The sequence below is a fragment of the Streptomyces tagetis genome (assembly GCF_018069565.1).
Classification (GTDB): domain Bacteria; phylum Actinomycetota; class Actinomycetes; order Streptomycetales; family Streptomycetaceae; genus Streptomyces; species Streptomyces tagetis.
In genome coordinates this window covers 109,480-128,584 of record NZ_JAGPNL010000001.1, presented here as the reverse complement: position 1 = coordinate 128,584, position 19,105 = coordinate 109,480, and the positions used below count along the sequence as shown (strand labels likewise).

Genomic DNA, 19,105 nt, shown 5'->3' with positions numbered 1-19,105 from the left:
TTCGCAGCTTACTGAGCCGTTCCGGAGACCGCGTTGCCCAGCCCTTACCGCGCCCTGTTCGCCGCTCCCGGCACCAAGGGTTTCGCCGCCGCGGGCCTCCTCGGCCGGATGCCGCTGTCGATGATGGGCATCGGCGTGGTGACGATGGTCTCCCAGCTCACCGGCAGGTACGGACTGGCCGGCGCGCTCGCGGCGACCCTCGCGCTCTCCGCCGCCGTGGCCGGTCCGCAGATCTCGCGGCTGGTCGACCGGTACGGGCAGCGGCGGGTGCTGCGCCCGGCGACGCTGGTGTCGCTGGCCGCGGCGGCGGTGCTGCTGCCGGCCGCGCACCACGGCTGGCCCGACTGGGTGCTGTTCGCTGCGTGCGTGGGCATCGGCTGCGTGCCGAGCCTGGGCGCGATGGTCCGGGCCCGCTGGGCCGCCCTGTACGGGGGCACCCCGCGACTGCACACCGCGTACTCCTTCGAGTCGGTGCTCGACGAGGTCTGCTTCATCTTCGGGCCGATCCTCTCCATCGGGCTGTCCACGGCGTGGTTCCCGGAGGCCGGCCCGCTGCTGGCCGCCTGCTTCCTGGCGGCCGGCGTCTTCTGGCTGACCTCCCAGCGCGCCACCGAGCCGGTCCCGCACGCGCGCGAGGAGCACCGGGCGGGCGGTTCGGCGCTGCGCTCCCGGGGGCTCCAGGTCCTGGTGGCCACCTTCGTGGCGACCGGGACGATCTTCGGCGCGGTCGACGTGGTCACGGTCGCCTTCGCCGAGGAGCGCGGGCACAAGGCCGCCGCGAGCCTGGTCCTCGCCCTGTACGCGGCGGGCTCCTGCACGGCGGCGCTGGTCTTCGGGCTGCTGCGCTTCGCGGGCCGGCCCGAGCGCCGCTGGCTTCTGGGCATCTGTGCGATGGCCGTGAGTATGATCCCCCTCCTACTGGTCGGAAACCTGCCGTTTCTGGCCGCGGCGCTGTTCGTCGCGGGGCTCTCCATCGCTCCCACGATGATCTCGACGATGTCCCTCGTCGAACAGCACGTACCACGCGCGCGGCTCACCGAGGGCATGACCTGGGTGAGCACCGGTCTGGCGGTCGGGGTCGCGCTCGGCTCCTCCGCGGGGGGCTGGGTGATCGACGCGGCCGGGGCGCGTGCCGGGTACGGGGTTCCGGCGGTGGCCGGGGCCGTCGCGGTGGCGGTCGGTTTCCTCGGGTACCGCCGGCTGGAGCGGCCGGCTCCGCGTCGGGGAGGCACCGTTGGGCAGCACGACGAACGGCACGTACCGCAGGAGCGGCAGGAACGGCAGGAACGGCACATGGCGTAACTGGGGCGGCAACGTCTCCGCGCGCCCCGCGCGTCAGGCCGTCCCGGCCTCCGTCGGCGAACTGGCGGAGGCGGTCCGCGGGGCCGCCGAGGACGGGCTGCGGGTCAAGGCGGTCGGCACGGGGCACTCCTTCACCGCCATCGCCGCGACCGACGGGCTCCTCATACGCCCCCACCTGCTGACCGGGATACGCCGGATCGACCGGAAGGCCATGACGGTCACGGTCGAGGCCGGCACCCCGCTCAAGCGGCTCAACGTGGCGCTCGCCCGCGAGGGCCTGTCGCTGGCCAACATGGGCGACATCATGGAGCAGACGGTCTCCGGCGCCACCAGCACCGGCACCCACGGCACCGGCCGCGACTCCGCCTCGATCGCCGCGCAGATCCGGGGGCTGGAGCTGGTCACCGCCGACGGTTCGGTGCTCACCTGCTCCGCGCGGGAGAACCCCGAGGTCTTCGCCGCCGCCCGGATCGGCCTCGGCGCGCTCGGCATCGTCACCGCGATCACCTTCGCCGTCCAGCCGCTGTTCCTGCTCACCGCGCGCGAGGAGCCGATGCCGCTGCCGCGGGTGCTGGACCGCTTCGACGAACTGTGGGCGGAGAACGAGCACTTCGAGTTCTACTGGTTCCCGCACACGGACGGCACCATCACCAAGCGGAACAACCGCGGCGCGGGCCCGGAGCGGCCGGTGCCGCCGCTGCGGGGGTGGTTCGAGGACGAGTTCCTCTCCAACGGGGTCTTCCAGGCGGCCAACTGGGCCGGGCGCGCGGTGCCCGCCACCGTCCCGGCGATCGCCCGGATCTCCAGCCGGGCGCTGTCCGCGCGGAGCTACACCGACATCCCGTACAAGGTCTTCACCTCACCGCGCCGCGTGCGGTTCGTGGAGATGGAGTACGCCGTGCCGCGCGAGGCCGCGGTCGAGGCGGTGCGCGAACTCAAGGCGATGATCGACCGGTCGCGGCTGCGGATCAGCTTCCCCGTCGAGGTGCGCACCGCCCCGGCGGACGACATCACGCTCTCCACGGCGTCGGGCCGCGACACCGCGTACATCGCGGTCCACATGTTCCGGGGCACGCCGTACCGGTCGTACTTCACCGCCGCGGAGCGCGTCTTCACCGCGTACGAGGGGCGTCCGCACTGGGGCAAGGTGCACACCCGCACCGCGGAGCACCTGGCGGAGGTCTATCCGCGCTTCGGCGAGTTCACGGCGCTGCGGGACCGTCTGGACCCTGATCGCCGGTTCCAGAACGACCACTTGCGGAGGGTGCTGGGGCCGTAGGCGTCGGCGCGGGGGAGGTCGGTCCGGTGCCGCCGGGGTCGGCGGGGCCGGTGGAGGCGTCCGGCGCGGGCGCCGGTCCGGTCTCCGTCCCGCCGCCCGGCGTGGTGCCGTCCGGGGCGGTGGTGCCGGGGGTGGCGGAGGGGGTGGGCTCCGGGTCGCCGGAGGTGCCGGGGGCCTGTGAGGAGCCCGGGGTGGCGGAGTCGCCGGGTGAGGGCGACTCGTCGGAGCCGCCCGGCTCCCGCCGGTCCGGGGAGGGCCGGTTCTTGCCGGACAGGGCGCTGCCGACGGTGGTGTCCGGGCCGCCGCTGAGGCTCTCTCCGGAGGCGAGTTCGTAGGCGGTGACGCCGCCCATGGTGACGCCGAAGACGATCGCCGCCGCGACCAGGGGCCGCTTCCGGTTCCTGGCCCGCGCCCGGTAGACGGTGCCCTCGGTGTACTCGCCGGGGGCGGGCGGGGCGTTGACGGCGGTGGTGGCGGTGGCGGCGGGGCCGGGGACACGGCCGGTGACGGCGGCGGGGCCGGCGGCTGTGACGGGGCGTCCGGCGCGCAGCCGCTCGCCCGTGCTGCGGAAGAAGTGCTGGAAGACCGGCCCGCCGCAGGTGGCCACCACGCTGATGACCCCGGCGCCGAGGATCGTGCCGTAGACGCCGAAGGAGGAGGCGAGTTTGGCGGCCAGCACCGCGGCCAGGGCGCTGCCCGCGACCTGGGGCACGCTCAGTTCGATGCGCCGGGACTCCCCCTCCGCACGTATGTCCGCTTCATCGTCGTTGTCGGGCTTTTCCCGCATCCCCGGACCTTGCCTGTCTTTCCCGTACGTGATCGATCAACCGCATGAGAAAGGGACGTACGAGCGAAACCATTAGTTCCGTTTCTGGTGATTACGTGAAGTACGCCACGCGGCGGATCGGGGGAAACCCGCCAGGACGGCCAACCGCCACCTCTTGCCAGAAGTTGGACGGCGTGCCAATCCACGCACGTGGCCCTAATGGAGTAGTGTGGCGAGCCTTGGGCCCGGTCTCCCGACAGGGAGTTCGGGCCTTGCTGGATCGCCGGAAGGGTGGTAGCACAGGGTGACGGAGCCGGTCACTGAGCGTTGCGAACAGGTAACCGTGCCATAACGGCGTTCCAGGGCCCGCGTCCGACACGCCGGGCAACTCGGCAAGGTTGTGGCAGGCTGCACCCGGGCAGGCCACACTCGACAGAGCGGAAGCAGCGACGCACGTGACGTCGGCAGGCACCACCCGGGAGGTCCCCATGCCCGAACTGCGTGTCGTGGCCGTCTCGAATGACGGCACACGGCTGGTGCTGAAGGCTGCGGACAGCACGGAGTACACGCTTCCGATCGACGAGCGGCTCCGGGCCGCCGTGCGCGGCGACCGTCCGCGCCTCGGCCAGATCGAGATCGAGGTGGAGAGCCATCTCCGCCCCCGCGACATCCAGGCGCGTATACGAGCCGGGGCCACCGCGGAAGAGGTCGCCCAGATGGCGGGCATCCCGGTGGACCGGGTACGCCGTTTCGAGGGACCCGTGCTGGCCGAGCGCGCCTTCATGGCGGAGCGGGCCCGCAAGACTCCCGTCCGCCGCCCCGGCGAGAACTCCGGCCCCCCGCTCGGCGAGGCCGTCCAGGAACGGCTGCTGCTGCGCGGCGCCGAGAAGGACACCGTCCAGTGGGACTCCTGGCGCCGCGACGACGGCACCTGGGAAGTGCTCCTGGTCTACCGGGTCGCGGGCGAGCCGCACTCGGCGAGCTGGACCTACGACCCGCCCCGGCGGCTGGTCCAGGCCGTCGACGACGAGGCCCGCGCGCTGATCGGCGAGTCCGACGACCTCGCCGCGTCCGAGCCCAGTTCCCCCTTCGTACCGCGCATCGCCCGGCTGCCGCGCGACCGGCCGGGGCTGCCCGCGCTGCCGCCCGACCCCTCGGACGAGGCGGGCGAGCGGGATTCGCTGACCAGCCTGCTGGAGGCGGTGCCGAGCTTCCGGGGCGACCTGGTGGTGCCGGAGCGTCCGGCCGAGCCGGTGGAGGAGCCGACCGCGGAGCCGGAGGCGGAGGAACCCCCGGCGCCCGCCGCGTCGGCCGGGTCCGCCTACGCCGACGTGCTGATGCCGCGTTCGGTGGGCAGCCACCGCGACCGGCTGATCGGCTCCACGGACCGTCAGGCGGAGGCCGACGGCGTCCGCCCGGGACGCCGCGCCGCGGTACCGAGCTGGGACGAAATCGTCTTCGGCACCCGCCGCAAGAAGCAGGACTAGGACGCCTGCTCACACCGCCGGGGCCGCGTCCGTGCGAGCGCGGCCCCACCGCCCGGCGCCTCTTGGCATCCCCGGGTGAGGCCGCGCCCGGCCGGGGTCACTGTGGAGCCGGGCCTGTGGCTACTGGGCGGGTGGGGTCGGTGGACCACTGGGACCAGGAGCCCACGTAGAGCGCCGCCGGGATGCCCGCGACGGCCAGCGCCAGCACCTCGTGGGCGCCGGAGACCCCCGAACCGCAGTACACGCCGACCTCCGTGCCCTCCGTCGCGCCCAGCTCGCGGAAACGGTCCCGGAGTTCGTCGGCGGACCGGAACCTGCCGCCCTCCGTCACGTTGTCCGCGGTCGGTGCCGACACCGCGCCCGGGATGTGCCCGCCGACCGGGTCGATCGGCTCGACCTCGCCCCGGTACCGCTCCCCCGCCCGCGCGTCGAAGAGCACCCCGGAGCGGGCCAGCGCCGCCGCCCCGTCCGCGTCCAGCAGCCCCCGTCCGCCCGGCTCCGGCGTGAAGTCGCCCGGCTCGGGCACGGTGGTCCCGGTGGCGAGCGGCCCGTCCCACGCCGTCAACCCGCCGTCGAGGACCTTCACGTCCGGGTGACCGGTCCAGCGCAGCATCCACCAGGCGCGGGCCGCCGCCCAGCCCTGTCCGCCGTCGTACACAACGACCGGCCGCCCCGCCGACACACCGGCCCGGCGCATCGCGGCACCGAACTCGCCGAGGTCGGGCAGCGGGTGCCGACCCCCGGTGCCGGGCGGGCCCGCCAGCTCCCGGTCCAGGTCGACGTAGACGGCGCCCGGGATGTGCCCGGCCTCGTACGCGGCCCGGCCGTCGAAGGGCGGCTCCCCGGCCGCCGTGGCGGTGGTGAGCTGCCAGCGGACGTCGAGCAGGACGGGCGGGTGCGGGCCCGCCAGGGCGCCCGCGAGGTCGGGCGCGGAGACGATGGCGTTCATGGCCCCATCCTGTCGCACCCGAGTGGCCGGCCGGGCGATGTCGGACTACTCTCCCGCCGAACAGGCCCGATCACGACATGTACGGGATCGGGCACGTACTGTGCTATCGATCGGTCCCCTTCGGCTTCGCACCGGACACGCGGGGATCAGGACGCACCGTCGCTGGTGCCGGCACCAGCGTGCTCCGGCACGGCGGAAGCGGACGCACGGCCCTCGCGGGGCCGGGAAGAGAGTGACCATGACCGACGCACGGGAACCGGCCGGCGACGGGGCACCCGCCAGGCGCGCACCCGGCACACCCTGCTGGGTGAGCCTGATGGTGCACCGGCCCGCCGCGGCGCGGGAGTTCTACGGGGCGCTGTTCGGCTGGGAGTTCGAGCCCGGCCCGCAGCGCCTCGGGCCGTACGTACGGGCCCTGCTGGACGGACGCGTGGTGGCCGGGATCGGCCGGCTCCCCCCGGACCGCGTGCTGCCGGTCGCCTGGACGCCCTACCTGGCCTCCGACGACGTCAACGAGACCGCGGAGTCGGTCCGCATGTGCGGCGGCACGGTCGGCGTGGGCCCGCTGGACGCGGACGAAGCCGGTCGTCTCGTGATCGGTTCCGATCCTTCCGGTGCGGTTTTCGGCGTCTGGCAGGAGGCGGCACACCTCGACACGGAGATCTCCGGGGGGCCCGGGGCGCCGGTCTGGAACGAGCTGCTGACCTTCGAGTCGGCGGGCGTCGCCAAGTTCTACGAACGGGTCTTCGGCCTGGAGGCGGAGCCCTCGCTCGGCGACGACGAGGTGACGCTGCGCCTCGGCGGCCGTCCGGTGGCGGGCATCCGCGGCGTCGGCTCCGGCCTGCCCCGCGACCGGGGGCCGCACTGGGTGACGTACTTCGAGGTGACCGACGCCGAGGAGGCGGTCCGGCGCCTCGCCGACCTCGGCGGCCGGGTGCTCACCCCGGTCACCGAGACCCCGCGCGGCCTCCTGGCCAGGGCCGCCGACCCGGAGGGCGCCCGCTTCGCGCTGCTGCAGAGCGCGGGCCACTGACGCGGCGGTCAGGGCAGGGCGTACTCGGCCCACACGACCTTCCCGGGCCCACCGGGCCGGGGGTCGCACCCCCACCGGGTGGCGAGGTGCGTCACGATCACCAGTCCCCGCCCGCTCTCCACGGGCTCCTCGGCGGGCCCCGGAGCGCCGGGACGGCGGGGCAGGCGTTCGGCGCGGGCGTCCGTGACCTCGATCCGTACGAGCCGGCCTCCCGGCGGGATCTCCAGCGCGAGGCGGAAGTCCCGGCCCGGGACACACCCGTGGCGCACGGCGTTCGCCGTCAGCTCCGCGACGATCAGCACCACCGCGTCGTGCGGGACGGTGCCATACGGAACACCCCACTCCTCCAGCCGCACCGCCGCCAGCCGCCGCGCGAGCCGGGCCCCGCGCGGGGATACGGCAGTGGGCGCCGGGACGGCTCCGGCCGAGCGCCGTGACGGTGCGCTGGTGAGCGCCGGAGACGGCTGGGACGACGACGGCGGCGCCGCGCGGCGCCCGGAGGGCGAGGCGGGCCGGGGCGTCGTCGCGGCCTTCGGGCGGACCATGAAGACGCTGCGGCTCCGCCAGGGCCTGGAACGCGAGGAGTTCGGCAGACGGCTCGGCTACTCGGCGTCCACGGTGGCCGCGTTCGAGCAGGGGCGGCGCATCCCGTCGCCCCGCACGATCGAACGCGCCGACGAGGTCCTGGAGGCCGGCGGCCTGCTGTGCGTGTGGAAGGAACAGGTGGAGCGGGCCCAGTACCCGGTGTTCTTCCAGGGCATGGCGGCGCTGGAGAAAGAGGCCCTGGAGTTGCTCATGTACGACACCCTGGTCGTCAACGGGCTGCTCCAGACCGAGGTCTACATGAGGGCCCTGCTCGCCATGCGTTGTCCGCCGCTTGCCCCGGAGACGACAGAGCAACGAGTGGCGTCCAGGTTGGTCCGGCAGGACATCTTCAAGCGACGCCCCGCTCCACTCTTGGGTTTTGTGATGGACGAGTCCGTCCTGCGACATCGGTACGGCGGTGTCGACGTGCTGCGTGGTCAGTTGGAGCATTTACTCCGCATCGGTCGGAATCCGAACGTCGTGATGCAGGTGATGCCAACGGACTGCGAAGAGAACGCAGGCGTGAACGGGCCTTTCACCGTTGCCACACGCAAGGACGGCAAGAAGTACGTATATGCAGAGACGCACGGTTCGAGCACCCTGGAGACGGGTCCGGAACAGGCGACGCTTGCCGCGGCCCGTTATGGGATCATCCGATCACAGGCTCTCAGTCCACGAGAGTCACTACACTTTGTCGAGAGGTTGTTGAGGGAGTCATGACCACCGCTGAGTCCTCGACCGTCGGGCCCGACCTCACCTGGTTCAAGAGCAGTTACAGCGGCACCGAAGGCGGTCAGTGCGTTGAGGTCGCCGTTGCCGCGCTCGTGCACATCCGCGACTCCAAGGCCGTCGAGGGGCCTGTCCTCACCGTCTCGCGGGACGCGTGGACGGGATTCCTCGCGCTCACGCCGCCAGCACACCGCGGCTGAGGCAGACGGCGGACCGCCCAGGAAGCCCAGGAGGGGTCATGAGCGCCTTGAGCGCCATCGAGCCCTTGGCCTGGTTCAAGAGCAGCCACAGCGGTGCCGAAGGCGGCCGATGTGTAGAGGTCGCCTTCGGCACGGTCGTACATGTCCGGGACTCCAAGGCCGCTGCCGCGGCCGTGCTTACCGCGCACCCCTCCTGGTTCAAGAGCAGCCACAGCGGAGCGGAAGGGGGCGATTGCGTGGAGGTCACCGCCGGAGCGGTAGTCCGTGTGCGGGACTCCAAAGTCGTCGCCGGGCCGGTCGTTGCCGTCTCGCGGGGGGCCTGGGCAGGGTTCCTCGGACTCGCGTCGTCGCAGCCTCGCGGCTGACGCAGGCACCGCTGTCGTCGAGAAGCCGGGAGGAAACCATGAACACCGCCGTACCACCAACATGGTTCAAGAGCAGCCGCAGCGGAACCGAAGGCGGCGAATGCGTAGAGGTTGCGGCTGCCACGGCGGTTGTGCGTGTCCGGGACTCCAAAGCCGTCGGTGGGCCCGTTGTTGCCGTCTCGCGTAGCGCCTGGGCGGGGTTCCTCGGGCTTGTGTCGTCGCAGCCGCGCGGGTGAGGGAGAGGTATGGAGACCGCCGAAGGTACGTCCTGGTTCAAGAGCAGCCACAGCGGCACCGAAGGTGGGGATTGTGTCGAGGTCGCCGCCGGAGTGGGCGTCCGTGTGCGGGACTCCAAGGATGTCGGCGGGCCCGTCCTCGTCGTCTCGCGGGATGTGTGGCGTCGGTTTCTCGGGCTCGCGGTGGGTGGGCCCGTCAGTCCGTGACGATGGGGAGGACGTCCGGGGAGAGGGCTGCCGCTCGGGCCGTTGCCGCCGTGGTGCGGCGGCGGTGGTGGCGGCGGCACAGGACCTCGTAGCCGATCTCGTCCACCGAGTCGGTGACGTCGCCGACCACCACCTGGGCGCCCTCGACCACCATCACCCCGCCGACCGTACGGGCGTTGTGCGTGGCGCGGGCTCCGCACCAGCACAGGGCCTCCACCTGGAGCACCTCGACGCGGTCGGCGAGTTCGACCAGCCGCTGGGAGCCGGGGAAGAGCTTGGTGCGGAAGTCGGTGGTGATGCCGAAGGCGTAGACGTCGATGTCGAGGTCGTCGACGACGCGGGCGAGCTGGTCGATCTGGTCCGGCGCGAGGAACTGCGCCTCGTCCGCGATCACGTAGTCCGCGCGCCCGCCCCGCGAGAGGTGGTCGACGACGTGGGCGTAGAGGTCCTGCCCCTCCTCGACCTCCGCCGCGTCGGTCACCAGGCCGAGGCGTGAGGAGAGCTTGCCCTCGCCCGCGCGGTCGTTGCGGGTGAAGATCAGCCCGGCCAGTCCGCGCGCGGAACGGTTGTGCTCGATCTGGAGAGCCAGTGTCGACTTCCCGCAGTCCATCGTTCCGGAGAAGAACACCAGCTCGGGCATGAGGGGTGGGGCACCTTTCGGCGTGGGGGGTGGGCGGCCGGGAGGGTCAGGAGCGTACTTCGAGCAGCGGGACGAACTGCTCGGCGGGGGTCATCGAGCCGTGGTTGCCCACCATCGCCGACTCGTTCGGCTCCCGTTCGGAGGCGATGATCAGGACGTCGTCGCGGGCGGCGGCGACCACGTCGCCGATCCGGTCGCGGACCCGCGCGTCGACCCGCGGGCCGAACCAGCCCGCGTCGACCGCCTCGTCGCGCGAGGCGATCCAGAAGCTCTCGCCGAGCACTTCGCGCCAACAGGCCAGCACGTCGCCGGCGGCGCCGGGCACCGCGTAGACGTGCCGGGCGCGGCCCTCGCCGCCGAGGAGGGCGACGCCGGCGCGCAACTCCCAGTCCTCGTCGAAGTCGAGGCGGTGTTCCTCGTCGAAGGGCACGTCGACCATGCCGTGGTCGGCGGTGACGTACAGGGCGCTGCGCGGGGGCAGTTGCTCGGCGAGGCGGCGGACCAGCCCGTCGACGTGGGAGAGCCGGCCGCGCCACTCGTCGGAGTCGACGCCGTAGCGGTGGCCCGCGCCGTCGACCTCGGCGTAGTACGTGTAGACCAGCGCGCGGTCGGCGCCGGCGAGTTGGCGGGCGGCGAGGTCCATGCGGTCCTCGCCCGAGAGGCGGCCGTGGAAGGTGCCGCCGCTGAGCGCGACCCGGGTGAGCGGGGTGGTCTCGAAGGTGGGCGAGGAGACCTGGGCGGCGTGCGCGCCGGCGTCCTGGGCGAGCCGGAAGACGGTGGGGTGGGGCTGCCAGAGGGCGGGCTCGGTCCACGGCTGCCAGCGGAGCTGGTTCATCAGCGCGCCGGTGTCCGGGTTGCGCACCGTGTAACCCAGGAGGCCGTGCGCGCCGGGCACCTGGCCGGTGCCGACGGAGGCGAGGGAGGTCGCCGTGGTCGCCGGGAACCCGGCGGTCACGGGGCGTCCGGTGCCGCCTCGGGAACTGGCCAGCAGCGAGGTCATGAAGGGGGCCTCGGCGGGGTGGGCGCGGAGCTGCTCCCAGCCGAGGCCGTCGATCAGGAAGACGCAGTTGCGGTCGGCGGGGGCCAGCTCCGTGATGCCGGCGGTCATGCCGGGCACGCCCATGCCGGCGGCGAGCGTCGGCAGCAGGTCGGCGAGGGAGCCGGTGCCGTACTCGGGGACGGGGGCCGAGGCGACGGGCAGCGGTTCCGGGTGGGTGTCCCAGGCGGTGGGCTGCGCCATCAGCGCGCGGGGTCCGCGGTCGCCTCGGACAGGGCCTGGGCGAAGGTGAGCGCCTGGCGCACCGTCTCCGGCCCGTCGCCCGCCTCGCTGACCCGCAGGCTGAGGTCGTCGGCGGTGGAGCTGCCGGTGTAGCCGTGGTCGGCCTCGCAGTTGGGGTCGCCGCAGGCGGCGGGCTCCAGGTCGAGGCGGGAGACGGCGCCCCAGCCGATGGTGAGCACGATCTCCCGGGGCAGGGTCCCCGGGGTGTACTGCTCGGGGTTGGCGACGACGCGGCTGACCACGATGGACGAGATCCGGCCGAGCTTGACCGACTCGGTGGACGTGGTCGCGTAGGGCGTCGGGGAGGTGTCGTCGGCGGCCTGCTCGTCGGTGTGGCTGACGATGAAGCGGTTGCCGGTGAGGACGAGCACCGTCACGTGCCGGCGCACCTCGTTCTGGTCGAACGTCGTCTCCTGGTGGACCAGGTACGACCGAACCGGCTCGCCGCCCACGGCGGCTTCCACCGCCTCGGCCACGAGGGCCGGGTAGTAACCACTGCGTTCGATCGCCGCGCGCAGCCCCTGGGTCGTCGTACTGGTCTTGGCCATGCGGTCCATCCTACGGTGGCGTGCCGACTGCGCGGCACGCTCGTGCCGTCTCCGTGCCCGTCCGTGTGCGCTCAGTACGCCGGGAGTGTCCGGGGACCGAGGTCGTCCCTGGCCGGCGGGGGTGCGAGGCGGACACTGGCGCCGAGGACGCTCAGCCCGTGCGGGGCCACGACGACGGGTTCCAGGGTCACCGCGACGACCTCCGGATGGTCGTCCACCAGCCGCGAGACGCGCAGCAGCAGTTCCTCCAGGGCGGGGGTGTCGACGGGGGCGGAGCCGCGCCAGCCGAAGAGCAGCGGGGCGGTGCGGACGGCGCGGACCAGCGTGGCGGCCTCCCGGTCGGTGACCGGTATCAGCCGGTGGGCGGTGTCGCCGAGGAGCTGGGTGGCGGCTCCGGCGAGGCCGAAGGAGAGCACCGCCCCCGCCGCCGGGTCGATGACCGCGCGGACGACGGTGTCCACGCCGCGCGGCGCCATCCGCTGGACCACCGGCCGCAGCTCCCCGGGCCGGCCGAACAGCTCGGTCAGCTCGGTGTAGGCCCGGCGCAGTTGCTCCTCGTCGGCGAGGTCGAGGCGCACCCCGCCGAGGTCGGCGCGGTGGCGCAGGTGCGGGGCGGTGGCCTTGAGGGCGACCGGGTAGCCGAGGGCGCGGGCGGCGGCGACGGCGTCGTCGGGGGTGGGGGCGGGCAGGGCGCGGTGGACGTCGACGCCGTACCGGGCGAGGAGGTCGCAGGTCTGCTCGGTGGAGAGGGTGAGCCCCTGGCCCCGGGTGAGGTGGCCCTCGATCAGAGCGGCGGCGCCCTTCTCGTCGATGTCCTCGTACTCCGGCACCCTGCCGGGGTCGGCGGACTCGCGCCGCCACTGGGCGTAGGAGACGGCCTCGGCGAGGGCGCGGACCGCGCGTTCGGCGGCGGGGTAGGCGGGGATGAGGTGGGCGCCGTCGGGGGCGGGGACGGCGGGGTGCCCGGCGGTGGCGGGGCGGGGGCCGCCCGCGGCGGTGGCCTGCGGGGCGGTGCTCGCGGCGGCGGACAGGGCCTGGGCGAGGCCGCCCAGCTCCACGTGGACGACGAGTACCGGCTTGTCGGGGACGGCGGCGGCGGCCGAGCGCAGGGCCTCGGCGAGGGCGGCGTCCCCGGCCGAGCCCTCCCCCAGCGTCGGGATGGCGGTGACCACCACGGCGTCGCTGGTGTCGTCGGCGAGTGCCCGGGAGAGCGCGGCGTGGAAGTCGGCCGGGGCGGCGGCCGTGGTGAGGTCCTGCGGGGGCTGCGGGCGCAGTCCCTCCGAGAGGCAGGCGTCGTAGGTGAGCAGGCCGAGCGACTCGGAGTTGCCGAGGATCGCGACTCGCGGGCCGGCGGGCAGCGGCTGGCGGGCGAGGAGGAGCCCGGCGTCGACCAGCTCGGTGATGGTGTCGACGCGGATCACGCCGGCCTGCCGCAGCAGCGCGGAGACGGTGGCGTGCGGCAGCCGGGTCGCGCGGACGGCGTGCCCCTGGGGCGCCGCGCCGCCGTGCCGGGCGCCCTGCACCACCACCAGCGGCTTGGCGGCGGCGGTGCGCCGGGCCAGGCGGGTGAACTTGCGCGGATTGCGGATCGACTCCAGGTACATCAGGGCGACGTCCGTGTCCGGGTCGTCGTACCAGTACTGGAGGACGTCGTTGCCGGAGACGTCGGCCCGGTTCCCGGAGGACACGAAGGTGGAGACGCCGGTGACGCCGGTCACCCCGCCGCCGCGCCGCTCGATCCGGGCGAGCAGGGCGATGCCGATGGCGCCGGACTGGGCGAACAGGCCGATGCGGCCGGGGCGCGGCATCTCGGGGGCGAGGGAGGCGTTGAGCCGGATGCCGGGGGCGGTGTTGATCACGCCGAAGGCGTTGGGTCCGATGACGCGCATGCCGTACGAACGGGCCTGGCGCACCAGGGCGCGCTGGCGCTCGCGTCCCTCGGCGCCGCTCTCCGCGTACCCGGCGGAGATCACGACGAGGCCCTGGACGCCGTGTTCGCCGCAGTCGGCGACGACCTCGGGGACCTGGGCGGCGGGCACGGTGATCACGGCGAGGTCGACCGGGCCGTCGATCTCGGCGACCGAGCGGTGGGCGGGCACGCCGTCCAGCTCCCGCAGGTCCTCGGGGAAGGAGCGGTTCACCGCGTGCAGGCGGCCGGTGAAGCCGGCCCCGCGCAGGTTGTCCAGGACGCCGCGGCCGACGCCGCCGGGGGCGCGGCCGGTGCCGATGACGGCGACGGAGCCGGGCTGGAGCAGGCGCTGCACGGAGCGGGCCTCGGCGCGGTGCTCGCGCGCGTACTGCACGGCGAGGGAGCGGTCGGTCGGTTCGAGGTCGAGTTCGAGGTGGACGACGCCGTCCTCGAAGCTGCGCTTCTGGGTGTAGCCGGCGTCCGTGAACACCTTGATCATCTTGTTGTTGGCGGGCAGCACCTCGGCGGCGAAGCGGCGGATGCCGCGCTCGCGGGCGACGGCGGCGATGTGCTCCAGCAGGGCGGAAGCGACGCCTCGGCCCTGGTGGGCGTCCTGGACCAGGAAGGCGACCTCGGCCTCGTCGGAGACGGGCGGCGCGGTGCCGCCGCCGGGGGCGGGACGGGAGGAAGCGGGTGTTCCGTCGGCGCCGATCCGGTCGTAGCGTACGGTGGCGATGAACTCGCCGCCGATGGTGGCCGCGAGTCCCACCCGGTCCACAAAGTCGTGGTGGGTGAAGCGGTGGACGTCCTTGGCGGACAGGCGAGGGTACGGCGCGAAGAAGCGGTAGTACTTCGACTCGTCGGAAACCTGCTCGTAGAAGCTGACCAGGCGCTCGGCGTCATCGACGGTGATGGGGCGGATGCGCGCGGTGCCGCCGTCGCGCAGCACCACGTCGGCCTCCCAGTGGGCGGGATACTCGTGCCGGTCCGGCGAGGTCTGCATGGGCCCCAGCGTACGGCTCGCGTACGACAGGGGGTCCGGGCAGGCTGTCAGGGACGGAAGACCGGACCGAGGCCGCGGTCCGGGCGCCACCCCGGCGGGCGTCACACGCCCGTTCGGACCCGCTTTACCATAGGGAAAACTGGTCTAGACAACCTTGAACCGTGAAAGGGCAGCATCACATGGCTGAGCGCCGCGTCAACGTCGGCTGGGCCGAGGGTCTCCATGCCCGCCCCGCCTCCATCTTCGTCCGAGCCGCCACGGCCACAGGCGTCCCGGTGACGATCGCCAAGGCCGACGGCACCCCCGTCAACGCGGCCTCCATGCTGGCCGTCCTGGGCCTGGGCGCCCAGGGCGGCGAGGAGATCGTCCTCGCCTCCGACGCCGAGGGCGCGGACGTCGCCCTCGACCGGCTGGCCAAGCTGGTCGCCGAGGGTCTTGAGGAGCTTCCCGAGACCGTCTGACCCGGGGACGCGGCGCGCGGCGCCGCCCCGCGACACGGAAGGGGCCCGCCCGAGGAGACTCGGGCGGGCCCCTTTCCGTGGTTCCGGTCCCGTCGTGCCGGTCCCGTGGTTCCGCTTCCGTCGTGCCGCGCGGGCGCGCGGGGTCAGATCGCGACGCCGTGGCCGCGCAGGTAGGCGGCGGGGTCCATGTCGGTGCCGTAGTCGGCGCCCGAACGGGCCTCGAAGTGCAGGTGCGGTCCGGTGACGTTGCCGGTGGCGCCGGCCAGGCCGATCTGCTCGCCGGGGGTGACATCCTGGCCCGCCGAGACGCCGATGGACGACAGGTGGCCGTACTGGGTGTACGTGCCGTCGTGCATCTTGATCACGACCTGGTAGCCGTAGGCGCCGCCCCAGCCGGCCTCGACGACCGTGCCGGTGCCGACCGACCGCACCGGGGTGCCGGTGGCGGCGTGGAAGTCGATGCCGGTGTGGCTGCCGGAGGACCACAGGGCGCTGCCGGCCCCGTAGGCGGTGGAGACGTAGGAACCGTCGATCGGCGCGACGAAGGTGTTCAGGCGCTCGCGCTCGGCCTCCCGGGCGGCGCGCTCCTGGGCCTCGCGGGCCTCCGCGGCGGCCTCGGCGGCCCGCTCGCGGGCGGCCTTCTGCGCGGCCTCCCGGGCGGCGGTGTGCTGCGCGGCCTGCTTCTGCGACTCGGCCTGGGCGTCGACCTCTTCGGCGACGGAGTCCCCGATGGTGACGACCGGGGTGAGCCCGGTCTGCTCGGGGGACGGCTCGTCGGCGAGGGCCGGGGCCGCGAGGTTGCCGACCACTCCGCCGGTGGCGAGGGCCGCGACACCCGCCGCGCGGGCGGTGGTGCGGTGCATCCGGCCGGGGCGGCGGTGCTTCCCGGTGGCGCGCGTGAACGCCATGTAGAGGCTGGTCCTTTCCTTCCCTCTCGCCTACCGGGTTAGCTGACGGGTTCGGAGCAGGAAGGTCTCCTACGGGCCCCCTCGCGTGAGCGCGGGCGTCCGATTCACCCCAGGGACTGCACGGGTCCCCGGCTCCCCTGGCTCGCGCCGTACGGGGACTCGGCGATGGCTGTCCGGTGCCGCGGGCGCGGCGCACTGCCTGACGAACAGCCCGGACGACGCTAAACGGGGCCGGCGTCAATCCTCAAACGCACCAAGGGTTTTGTAGCGTACGCCACAGGGCAGACGGGCAGCCTCCCCCGCAATTCGGACACGGGGCGGCCCCGGTGACGCCCTGCCACCGGGGCCGCCGCGCACGCGCGGAGCCGGTCACTCGGCCGGTACGACCGTCACCTCGCCGATGCCCAGGGCCTCCACGGGCGCCTTGATCCGGGCGGCGTCGCCGACCAGGACGGTCACCAGGCGGTCCACCGGGAAGGCGTTGACGACCGCCGCCGTGGCCTCCACGGTGCCCGTCGCGGCGAGCTGCCGGTACAGGGCGGCCTGGTAGTCGTCGGGCAGGTGCTGCTCGACCTGGTCGGCCAGGGTGCCGGCGACGGCCGCCGCCGTCTCGTACTTGAGCGGCGCCACCCCCACCAGGTTCTGCACGGCCACGTCGCGCTCGGCGTCGGTCAGCCCGTCCGCGGCGAGCGTGCGCAGCACCGTCCACAGGTCCGACAGGGCGGGGCCGGTGTTGGGCGTGTCGACGGAGCCGCTGATGGCGAGCATCGAGGCGCCGGTGCCGTCGGGCGCGGAGCGCAGCACCTGGCCGAAGGCGCGCACGCCGTAGGTGTAGCCCTTCTCCTCGCGCAGGACGCGGTCCAGCCGGGAGGTGAGGGTGCCGCCGAGGCAGTAGGTGCCGAGCACCTGCGCGGGCCAGACGCGGTCGTGCCGGTCGGCGCCGGTGCGGCCGATCAGCACCTGGGTCTGGACGGCGCCGGGGCGGTCCACGATGACGACGCGGCCGGTGTCGTCGGCGGTCACCGGCGGCACCGGGCGCGGCTCGGCCGTGGAGCCGGTCCAGGCGCCCAGGGTGTCGGCGAGCAGGGCGTCCAGGTCGAGGCCGGTGAGGTCGCCGACGACCACGGCGGTGGCGGTGGCGGGGCGGACGTGGCGCTCGTAGAAGGCGCGGACGGCGGCCGAGTCGACGGCGGCGACCGTCTCCTCGGTGCCCTGGCGCGGCCGGGACATGCGCGAGGCGGCCGGGAACAGCTCCTTGGACAGCTCCTTGGCGGCGCGGCGCGCGGGGTTGGCCAGCTCGTGCGGGATCTCGTCGAGCCGGTTGCGCACCAGCCGCTCGACCTCGCCGTCGGCGAAGGCGGGCGCCCGCAGGGCGTCGGCGACCAGGCCGAGGGCCTTGGCGAGCCGGGAGACCGGCACCTCCAGGCTCAGCCGGACGCCGGGGTGGTCGGCGTACGCGTCGAGGGTGGCGCCGCAGCGCTCCAGCTCGGCGGCGAACTCCTCGGCGGTGTGCTTGTCGGTGCCCTCGGAGAAGGCCCGCGCCATGACGGTGGCGACGCCGTCGAGTCCGGCCGGCTCGGCCTCCAGCGGCGCGTCGAGCAGCACCTCCACGGCGACGACCTGCTGGCCGGGGCGGTGGCAGCGCAGCACCGTCAGACCGTTGCCCAGGCTGCCCCGCTCGGGGGCCGGGAAGGCCCAGGGGCGGGCGTCGCCGGCCTGCGGGCGGGGGTGGAATTCCATGGTGGCCAGCTCGGTCACTGGGCCGCCTCCTCGTTCTCGTCGGTGGCGCCGGTCTCGGCGGCGTCGCTGTCGGCGGCGGTGGGCTCGTAGACGAGGACCGCGCGGTTGTCGGGGCGCAGCCGGGCCGCGGCGACCTCGCGCACCTCCTCGGCCGTCACGTCGAGCACCCGCCCGACGGCGGTCAGGGCGAGCTGCGGGTCGCCGAACAGGACGGCGTACCGGCACAGTTCGTCGGCGCGGCCGGCGACCGTGCCGAGCCGGTCCAGCCACTCGCGCTCCAACTGGGCCTGGGCGCGCTCCATCTCCTCGTCGGTGGGGCCCTCCTCGGCGAAGCGGGCCAGTTCCTCGTCGACGGCGGCCTCGATCACCGGGACCTCGACGTCCCCGGACGTCTTCACGTCCAGCCAGCCCAGCGAGGGCGCCCCGGCCAGCCGCAGCAGGCCGAAACCGGCGGCGACGGCCGTGCGGTCGCGGCGCACCAGGCGGTTGTAGAGGCGGGAGGACTCGCCGCCGCCCAGGACGGTGAGGGCCAGGTCGGCCGCGTCGCACGCGCGCGTGCCGTCGTGCGGCAGCCGGTAGGCGGCCATCAGGGCGCGGGCCGGGACCTCCTCCTCGACGACCTCGCGCAGTTGCTCGCCGATCACCTCGGGCAGCGTGCCGTCCCGGGGGGCGGGCTTGCCGTCGTGGGCGGGGATGGAGCCGAAGTACTTCTCGACCCAGGCGAGGGTCTGCTCGGGGTCGATGTCGCCGACGACCGAGAGCACCGCGTTGTTCGGCGCGTAGTAGGTGCGGAAGAACTCCCGCGCGTCCTCCAGCGTCGCCGCGTCCAGGTCGGCCATCGAGCCGATCGGCGTGTGGTGGTAGGGGTGGCCCTCCGGGTAGGAGAGGGCGGTCAGGCGCTCGAAGGCGGTGCCGTAGGGCACGTTGTCGTAGCGCTGGCGGCGCTCGTTCTTGACGACGTCGCGCTGGTTCTCCATCGACTCCTCGTCCAGGGCGGCGAGGAGGGAGCCCATGCGGTCCGCCTCCAGCCAGAGCGCCAGCTCCAGCTCGTGGGCGGGCATGGTCTCGAAGTAGTTGGTGCGCTCGAAGCTGGTGGTGCCGTTGAGCGAGCCGCCGGCCCCCTGCACCAGTTCGAAGTGCCCGTTGCCCTTGACCTGTCCGGAGCCCTGGAACATCAGGTGCTCGAAGAGGTGAGCCAGACCGGTGCGTCCCTTGACCTCGTGGCGCGAACCGACGTCGTACCAGAGGCACACCGCGGCGACCGGGGTCAGGTGGTCCTCGGAGAGCACCACGCGCAGGCCGTTGGCCAGGCGGTGCTCGGTCGCTGTCAGGCCCCCGGAGCCTGCCTGGGCTGTGGCCGTGTGACCCATGGGCATGTACGTCCCTTCGCTCGCGAAAAACTCTGCGGAACCGCGCGGAACTGCGGCATTCCCGCCGTTCCCGCCACTGTATGCAAGCGCGCGGGCGGCCGGTGAAGTT

General features: G+C 73.9%; 20 protein-coding genes and 1 riboswitch. Of the genes, 10 read left to right on the top strand and 10 right to left on the bottom strand.

The annotated features are described in order from the left end of the window. Positions 1 to 33: 33 nt before the first annotated feature. Complete coding sequence (locus J5Y05_RS00525; protein WP_210867721.1) at positions 34 to 1,302, top strand: MFS transporter; 1,269 nt, start codon at positions 34 to 36, stop codon at positions 1,300 to 1,302. Next, positions 1,235 to 2,581, top strand: a complete 1,347-nt coding sequence (locus tag J5Y05_RS00520) for a D-arabinono-1,4-lactone oxidase (RefSeq protein WP_210867720.1) — start codon at positions 1,235 to 1,237, stop codon at positions 2,579 to 2,581. Before J5Y05_RS00525 ends, J5Y05_RS00520 begins: the two co-directional genes overlap by 68 nt. Here the strand turns inward: J5Y05_RS00520 and J5Y05_RS00515 are convergent. Next, entirely contained in the window at positions 2,505 to 3,368 is an 864-nt protein-coding gene (locus J5Y05_RS00515) for a hypothetical protein (protein WP_210867719.1), read from the bottom strand. The genes J5Y05_RS00520 and J5Y05_RS00515 overlap by 77 nt on opposite strands. 467 nt (positions 3,369 to 3,835) lie before the next feature. On the opposite strand from J5Y05_RS00515, the gene sepH reads away from it, so the two are divergent. After that, positions 3,836 to 4,834 (top strand): septation protein SepH, encoded by a 999-nt coding sequence (sepH, locus tag J5Y05_RS00510; RefSeq protein ID WP_210867718.1) that lies wholly within the window; start codon positions 3,836 to 3,838, stop codon positions 4,832 to 4,834. 97 nt (positions 4,835 to 4,931) lie between these two features. On the opposite strand, the gene J5Y05_RS00505 is transcribed toward sepH, so the two are convergent. Continuing rightward, positions 4,932 to 5,783 carry a sulfurtransferase gene (locus J5Y05_RS00505; protein WP_210867717.1) on the bottom strand — a complete coding sequence of 284 codons (852 nt, stop codon included), beginning with the start codon at positions 5,781 to 5,783 and terminating at the stop codon, positions 4,932 to 4,934. A gap of 238 nt (positions 5,784 to 6,021) precedes the next feature. On the opposite strand from J5Y05_RS00505, the gene J5Y05_RS00500 reads away from it, so the two are divergent. Beyond that, complete coding sequence (locus J5Y05_RS00500; protein WP_210867716.1) at positions 6,022 to 6,816, top strand: VOC family protein; 795 nt, start codon at positions 6,022 to 6,024, stop codon at positions 6,814 to 6,816. An 8-nt stretch (positions 6,817 to 6,824) separates the two neighbouring features. On the opposite strand, the gene J5Y05_RS32535 is transcribed toward J5Y05_RS00500, so the two are convergent. Continuing rightward, positions 6,825 to 7,172: an ATP-binding protein gene (locus J5Y05_RS32535; RefSeq protein WP_372450445.1), complete on the bottom strand. Its 348-nt coding sequence runs from the start codon at positions 7,170 to 7,172 to the stop codon at positions 6,825 to 6,827. Positions 7,173 to 7,263: 91 nt separating this feature from the next. Between J5Y05_RS32535 and J5Y05_RS00490 the strand changes: the two genes are divergently transcribed. From J5Y05_RS00490 to J5Y05_RS00470, 5 genes are read left to right on the top strand one after another with little or no spacing between them, the layout of a single operon-like run. Next, positions 7,264 to 8,121, top strand: coding sequence for a helix-turn-helix domain-containing protein (locus J5Y05_RS00490; protein WP_307853614.1), 858 nt, complete (start codon positions 7,264 to 7,266; stop codon positions 8,119 to 8,121). Then, complete coding sequence (locus J5Y05_RS00485) at positions 8,118 to 8,330, top strand: DUF397 domain-containing protein (protein WP_210867713.1); 213 nt, start codon at positions 8,118 to 8,120, stop codon at positions 8,328 to 8,330. Before J5Y05_RS00490 ends, J5Y05_RS00485 begins: the two co-directional genes overlap by 4 nt. A 38-nt stretch (positions 8,331 to 8,368) precedes the next feature. Beyond that, positions 8,369 to 8,695, top strand: coding sequence for a DUF397 domain-containing protein (locus tag J5Y05_RS00480; protein ID WP_210867712.1), 327 nt, complete (start codon positions 8,369 to 8,371; stop codon positions 8,693 to 8,695). 38 nt (positions 8,696 to 8,733) lie between these two features. Beyond that, positions 8,734 to 8,931, top strand: coding sequence for a DUF397 domain-containing protein (locus tag J5Y05_RS00475; protein WP_210867711.1), 198 nt, complete (start codon positions 8,734 to 8,736; stop codon positions 8,929 to 8,931). A 9-nt stretch (positions 8,932 to 8,940) separates the two neighbouring features. After that, on the top strand, positions 8,941 to 9,138 hold the full coding sequence (locus J5Y05_RS00470) for a DUF397 domain-containing protein (protein ID WP_210867710.1): 198 nt from the start codon (positions 8,941 to 8,943) through the stop codon (positions 9,136 to 9,138). On the opposite strand, the gene J5Y05_RS00465 is transcribed toward J5Y05_RS00470, so the two are convergent. The 4 genes from J5Y05_RS00465 to J5Y05_RS00450 form a co-directional block, all read right to left on the bottom strand. Beyond that, positions 9,128 to 9,778, bottom strand: a complete 651-nt coding sequence (locus J5Y05_RS00465) for a thymidine kinase (protein ID WP_210867709.1) — start codon at positions 9,776 to 9,778, stop codon at positions 9,128 to 9,130. The genes J5Y05_RS00470 and J5Y05_RS00465 overlap by 11 nt on opposite strands. 46 nt (positions 9,779 to 9,824) lie before the next feature. Continuing rightward, positions 9,825 to 11,018: an alkaline phosphatase family protein gene (locus tag J5Y05_RS00460; RefSeq protein WP_210867708.1), complete on the bottom strand. Its 1,194-nt coding sequence runs from the start codon at positions 11,016 to 11,018 to the stop codon at positions 9,825 to 9,827. Further along, positions 11,018 to 11,605 carry a DUF5998 family protein gene (locus J5Y05_RS00455; protein ID WP_030422560.1) on the bottom strand — a complete coding sequence of 196 codons (588 nt, stop codon included), beginning with the start codon at positions 11,603 to 11,605 and terminating at the stop codon, positions 11,018 to 11,020. Before J5Y05_RS00455 ends, J5Y05_RS00460 begins: the two co-directional genes overlap by 1 nt. Before the next feature lie 71 nt (positions 11,606 to 11,676). Beyond that, positions 11,677 to 14,517 carry a bifunctional acetate--CoA ligase family protein/GNAT family N-acetyltransferase gene (locus J5Y05_RS00450; protein WP_210867707.1) on the bottom strand — a complete coding sequence of 947 codons (2,841 nt, stop codon included), beginning with the start codon at positions 14,515 to 14,517 and terminating at the stop codon, positions 11,677 to 11,679. A gap of 179 nt (positions 14,518 to 14,696) precedes the next feature. On the opposite strand from J5Y05_RS00450, the gene J5Y05_RS00445 reads away from it, so the two are divergent. Further along, positions 14,697 to 14,978 carry an HPr family phosphocarrier protein gene (locus J5Y05_RS00445; protein ID WP_210867706.1) on the top strand — a complete coding sequence of 94 codons (282 nt, stop codon included), beginning with the start codon at positions 14,697 to 14,699 and terminating at the stop codon, positions 14,976 to 14,978. A 143-nt stretch (positions 14,979 to 15,121) separates the two neighbouring features. Here J5Y05_RS00445 and J5Y05_RS00440 read toward each other — a convergent pair whose 3' ends face one another. The 3 genes from J5Y05_RS00440 to J5Y05_RS00430 all read right to left on the bottom strand — a co-directional run bounded on the left by J5Y05_RS00440 (position 15,122) and on the right by J5Y05_RS00430 (position 19,002). Then, a complete protein-coding gene (locus tag J5Y05_RS00440) occupies positions 15,122 to 15,886 on the bottom strand; it encodes a M23 family metallopeptidase (RefSeq protein WP_210867705.1) in 765 nt (254 codons plus the stop codon). 12 nt (positions 15,887 to 15,898) lie between these two features. Then, positions 15,899 to 16,061, bottom strand: a riboswitch (cyclic di-AMP (ydaO/yuaA leader). 194 nt (positions 16,062 to 16,255) lie between these two features. Continuing rightward, positions 16,256 to 17,644, bottom strand: coding sequence for a M16 family metallopeptidase (locus J5Y05_RS00435; RefSeq protein WP_210867704.1), 1,389 nt, complete (start codon positions 17,642 to 17,644; stop codon positions 16,256 to 16,258). Continuing rightward, positions 17,641 to 19,002: a M16 family metallopeptidase gene (locus J5Y05_RS00430; RefSeq protein WP_210867703.1), complete on the bottom strand. Its 1,362-nt coding sequence runs from the start codon at positions 19,000 to 19,002 to the stop codon at positions 17,641 to 17,643. The genes J5Y05_RS00435 and J5Y05_RS00430 overlap by 4 nt, the downstream gene beginning before the upstream one ends. Positions 19,003 to 19,105: the final 103 nt, after the last annotated feature.

Excerpts from the sequence above, each read along its gene's own strand:
- J5Y05_RS00515 (WP_210867719.1), bottom strand. The coding sequence starts at position 3,368 with ATGCGGGAAAAGCCCGACAACGACGATGAAGCGGACATACGTGCGGAG.
- sepH (WP_210867718.1), top strand. The coding sequence starts at position 3,836 with ATGCCCGAACTGCGTGTCGTGGCCGTCTCGAATGACGGCACACGGCTG.
- J5Y05_RS00505 (WP_210867717.1), bottom strand. The coding sequence starts at position 5,783 with ATGAACGCCATCGTCTCCGCGCCCGACCTCGCGGGCGCCCTGGCGGGC.
- J5Y05_RS00500 (WP_210867716.1), top strand. The coding sequence starts at position 6,022 with ATGACCGACGCACGGGAACCGGCCGGCGACGGGGCACCCGCCAGGCGC.
- J5Y05_RS00485 (WP_210867713.1), top strand. The coding sequence starts at position 8,118 with ATGACCACCGCTGAGTCCTCGACCGTCGGGCCCGACCTCACCTGGTTC.
- J5Y05_RS00480 (WP_210867712.1), top strand. The coding sequence starts at position 8,369 with ATGAGCGCCTTGAGCGCCATCGAGCCCTTGGCCTGGTTCAAGAGCAGC.
- J5Y05_RS00475 (WP_210867711.1), top strand. The coding sequence starts at position 8,734 with ATGAACACCGCCGTACCACCAACATGGTTCAAGAGCAGCCGCAGCGGA.
- J5Y05_RS00470 (WP_210867710.1), top strand. The coding sequence starts at position 8,941 with ATGGAGACCGCCGAAGGTACGTCCTGGTTCAAGAGCAGCCACAGCGGC.
- J5Y05_RS00465 (WP_210867709.1), bottom strand. The coding sequence starts at position 9,778 with ATGCCCGAGCTGGTGTTCTTCTCCGGAACGATGGACTGCGGGAAGTCG.
- J5Y05_RS00460 (WP_210867708.1), bottom strand. The coding sequence starts at position 11,018 with ATGGCGCAGCCCACCGCCTGGGACACCCACCCGGAACCGCTGCCCGTC.
- J5Y05_RS00455 (WP_030422560.1), bottom strand. The coding sequence starts at position 11,605 with ATGGCCAAGACCAGTACGACGACCCAGGGGCTGCGCGCGGCGATCGAA.
- J5Y05_RS00450 (WP_210867707.1), bottom strand. The coding sequence starts at position 14,517 with ATGCAGACCTCGCCGGACCGGCACGAGTATCCCGCCCACTGGGAGGCC.
- J5Y05_RS00445 (WP_210867706.1), top strand. The coding sequence starts at position 14,697 with ATGGCTGAGCGCCGCGTCAACGTCGGCTGGGCCGAGGGTCTCCATGCC.
- J5Y05_RS00440 (WP_210867705.1), bottom strand. The coding sequence starts at position 15,886 with ATGGCGTTCACGCGCGCCACCGGGAAGCACCGCCGCCCCGGCCGGATG.
- J5Y05_RS00430 (WP_210867703.1), bottom strand. The coding sequence starts at position 19,002 with ATGCCCATGGGTCACACGGCCACAGCCCAGGCAGGCTCCGGGGGCCTG.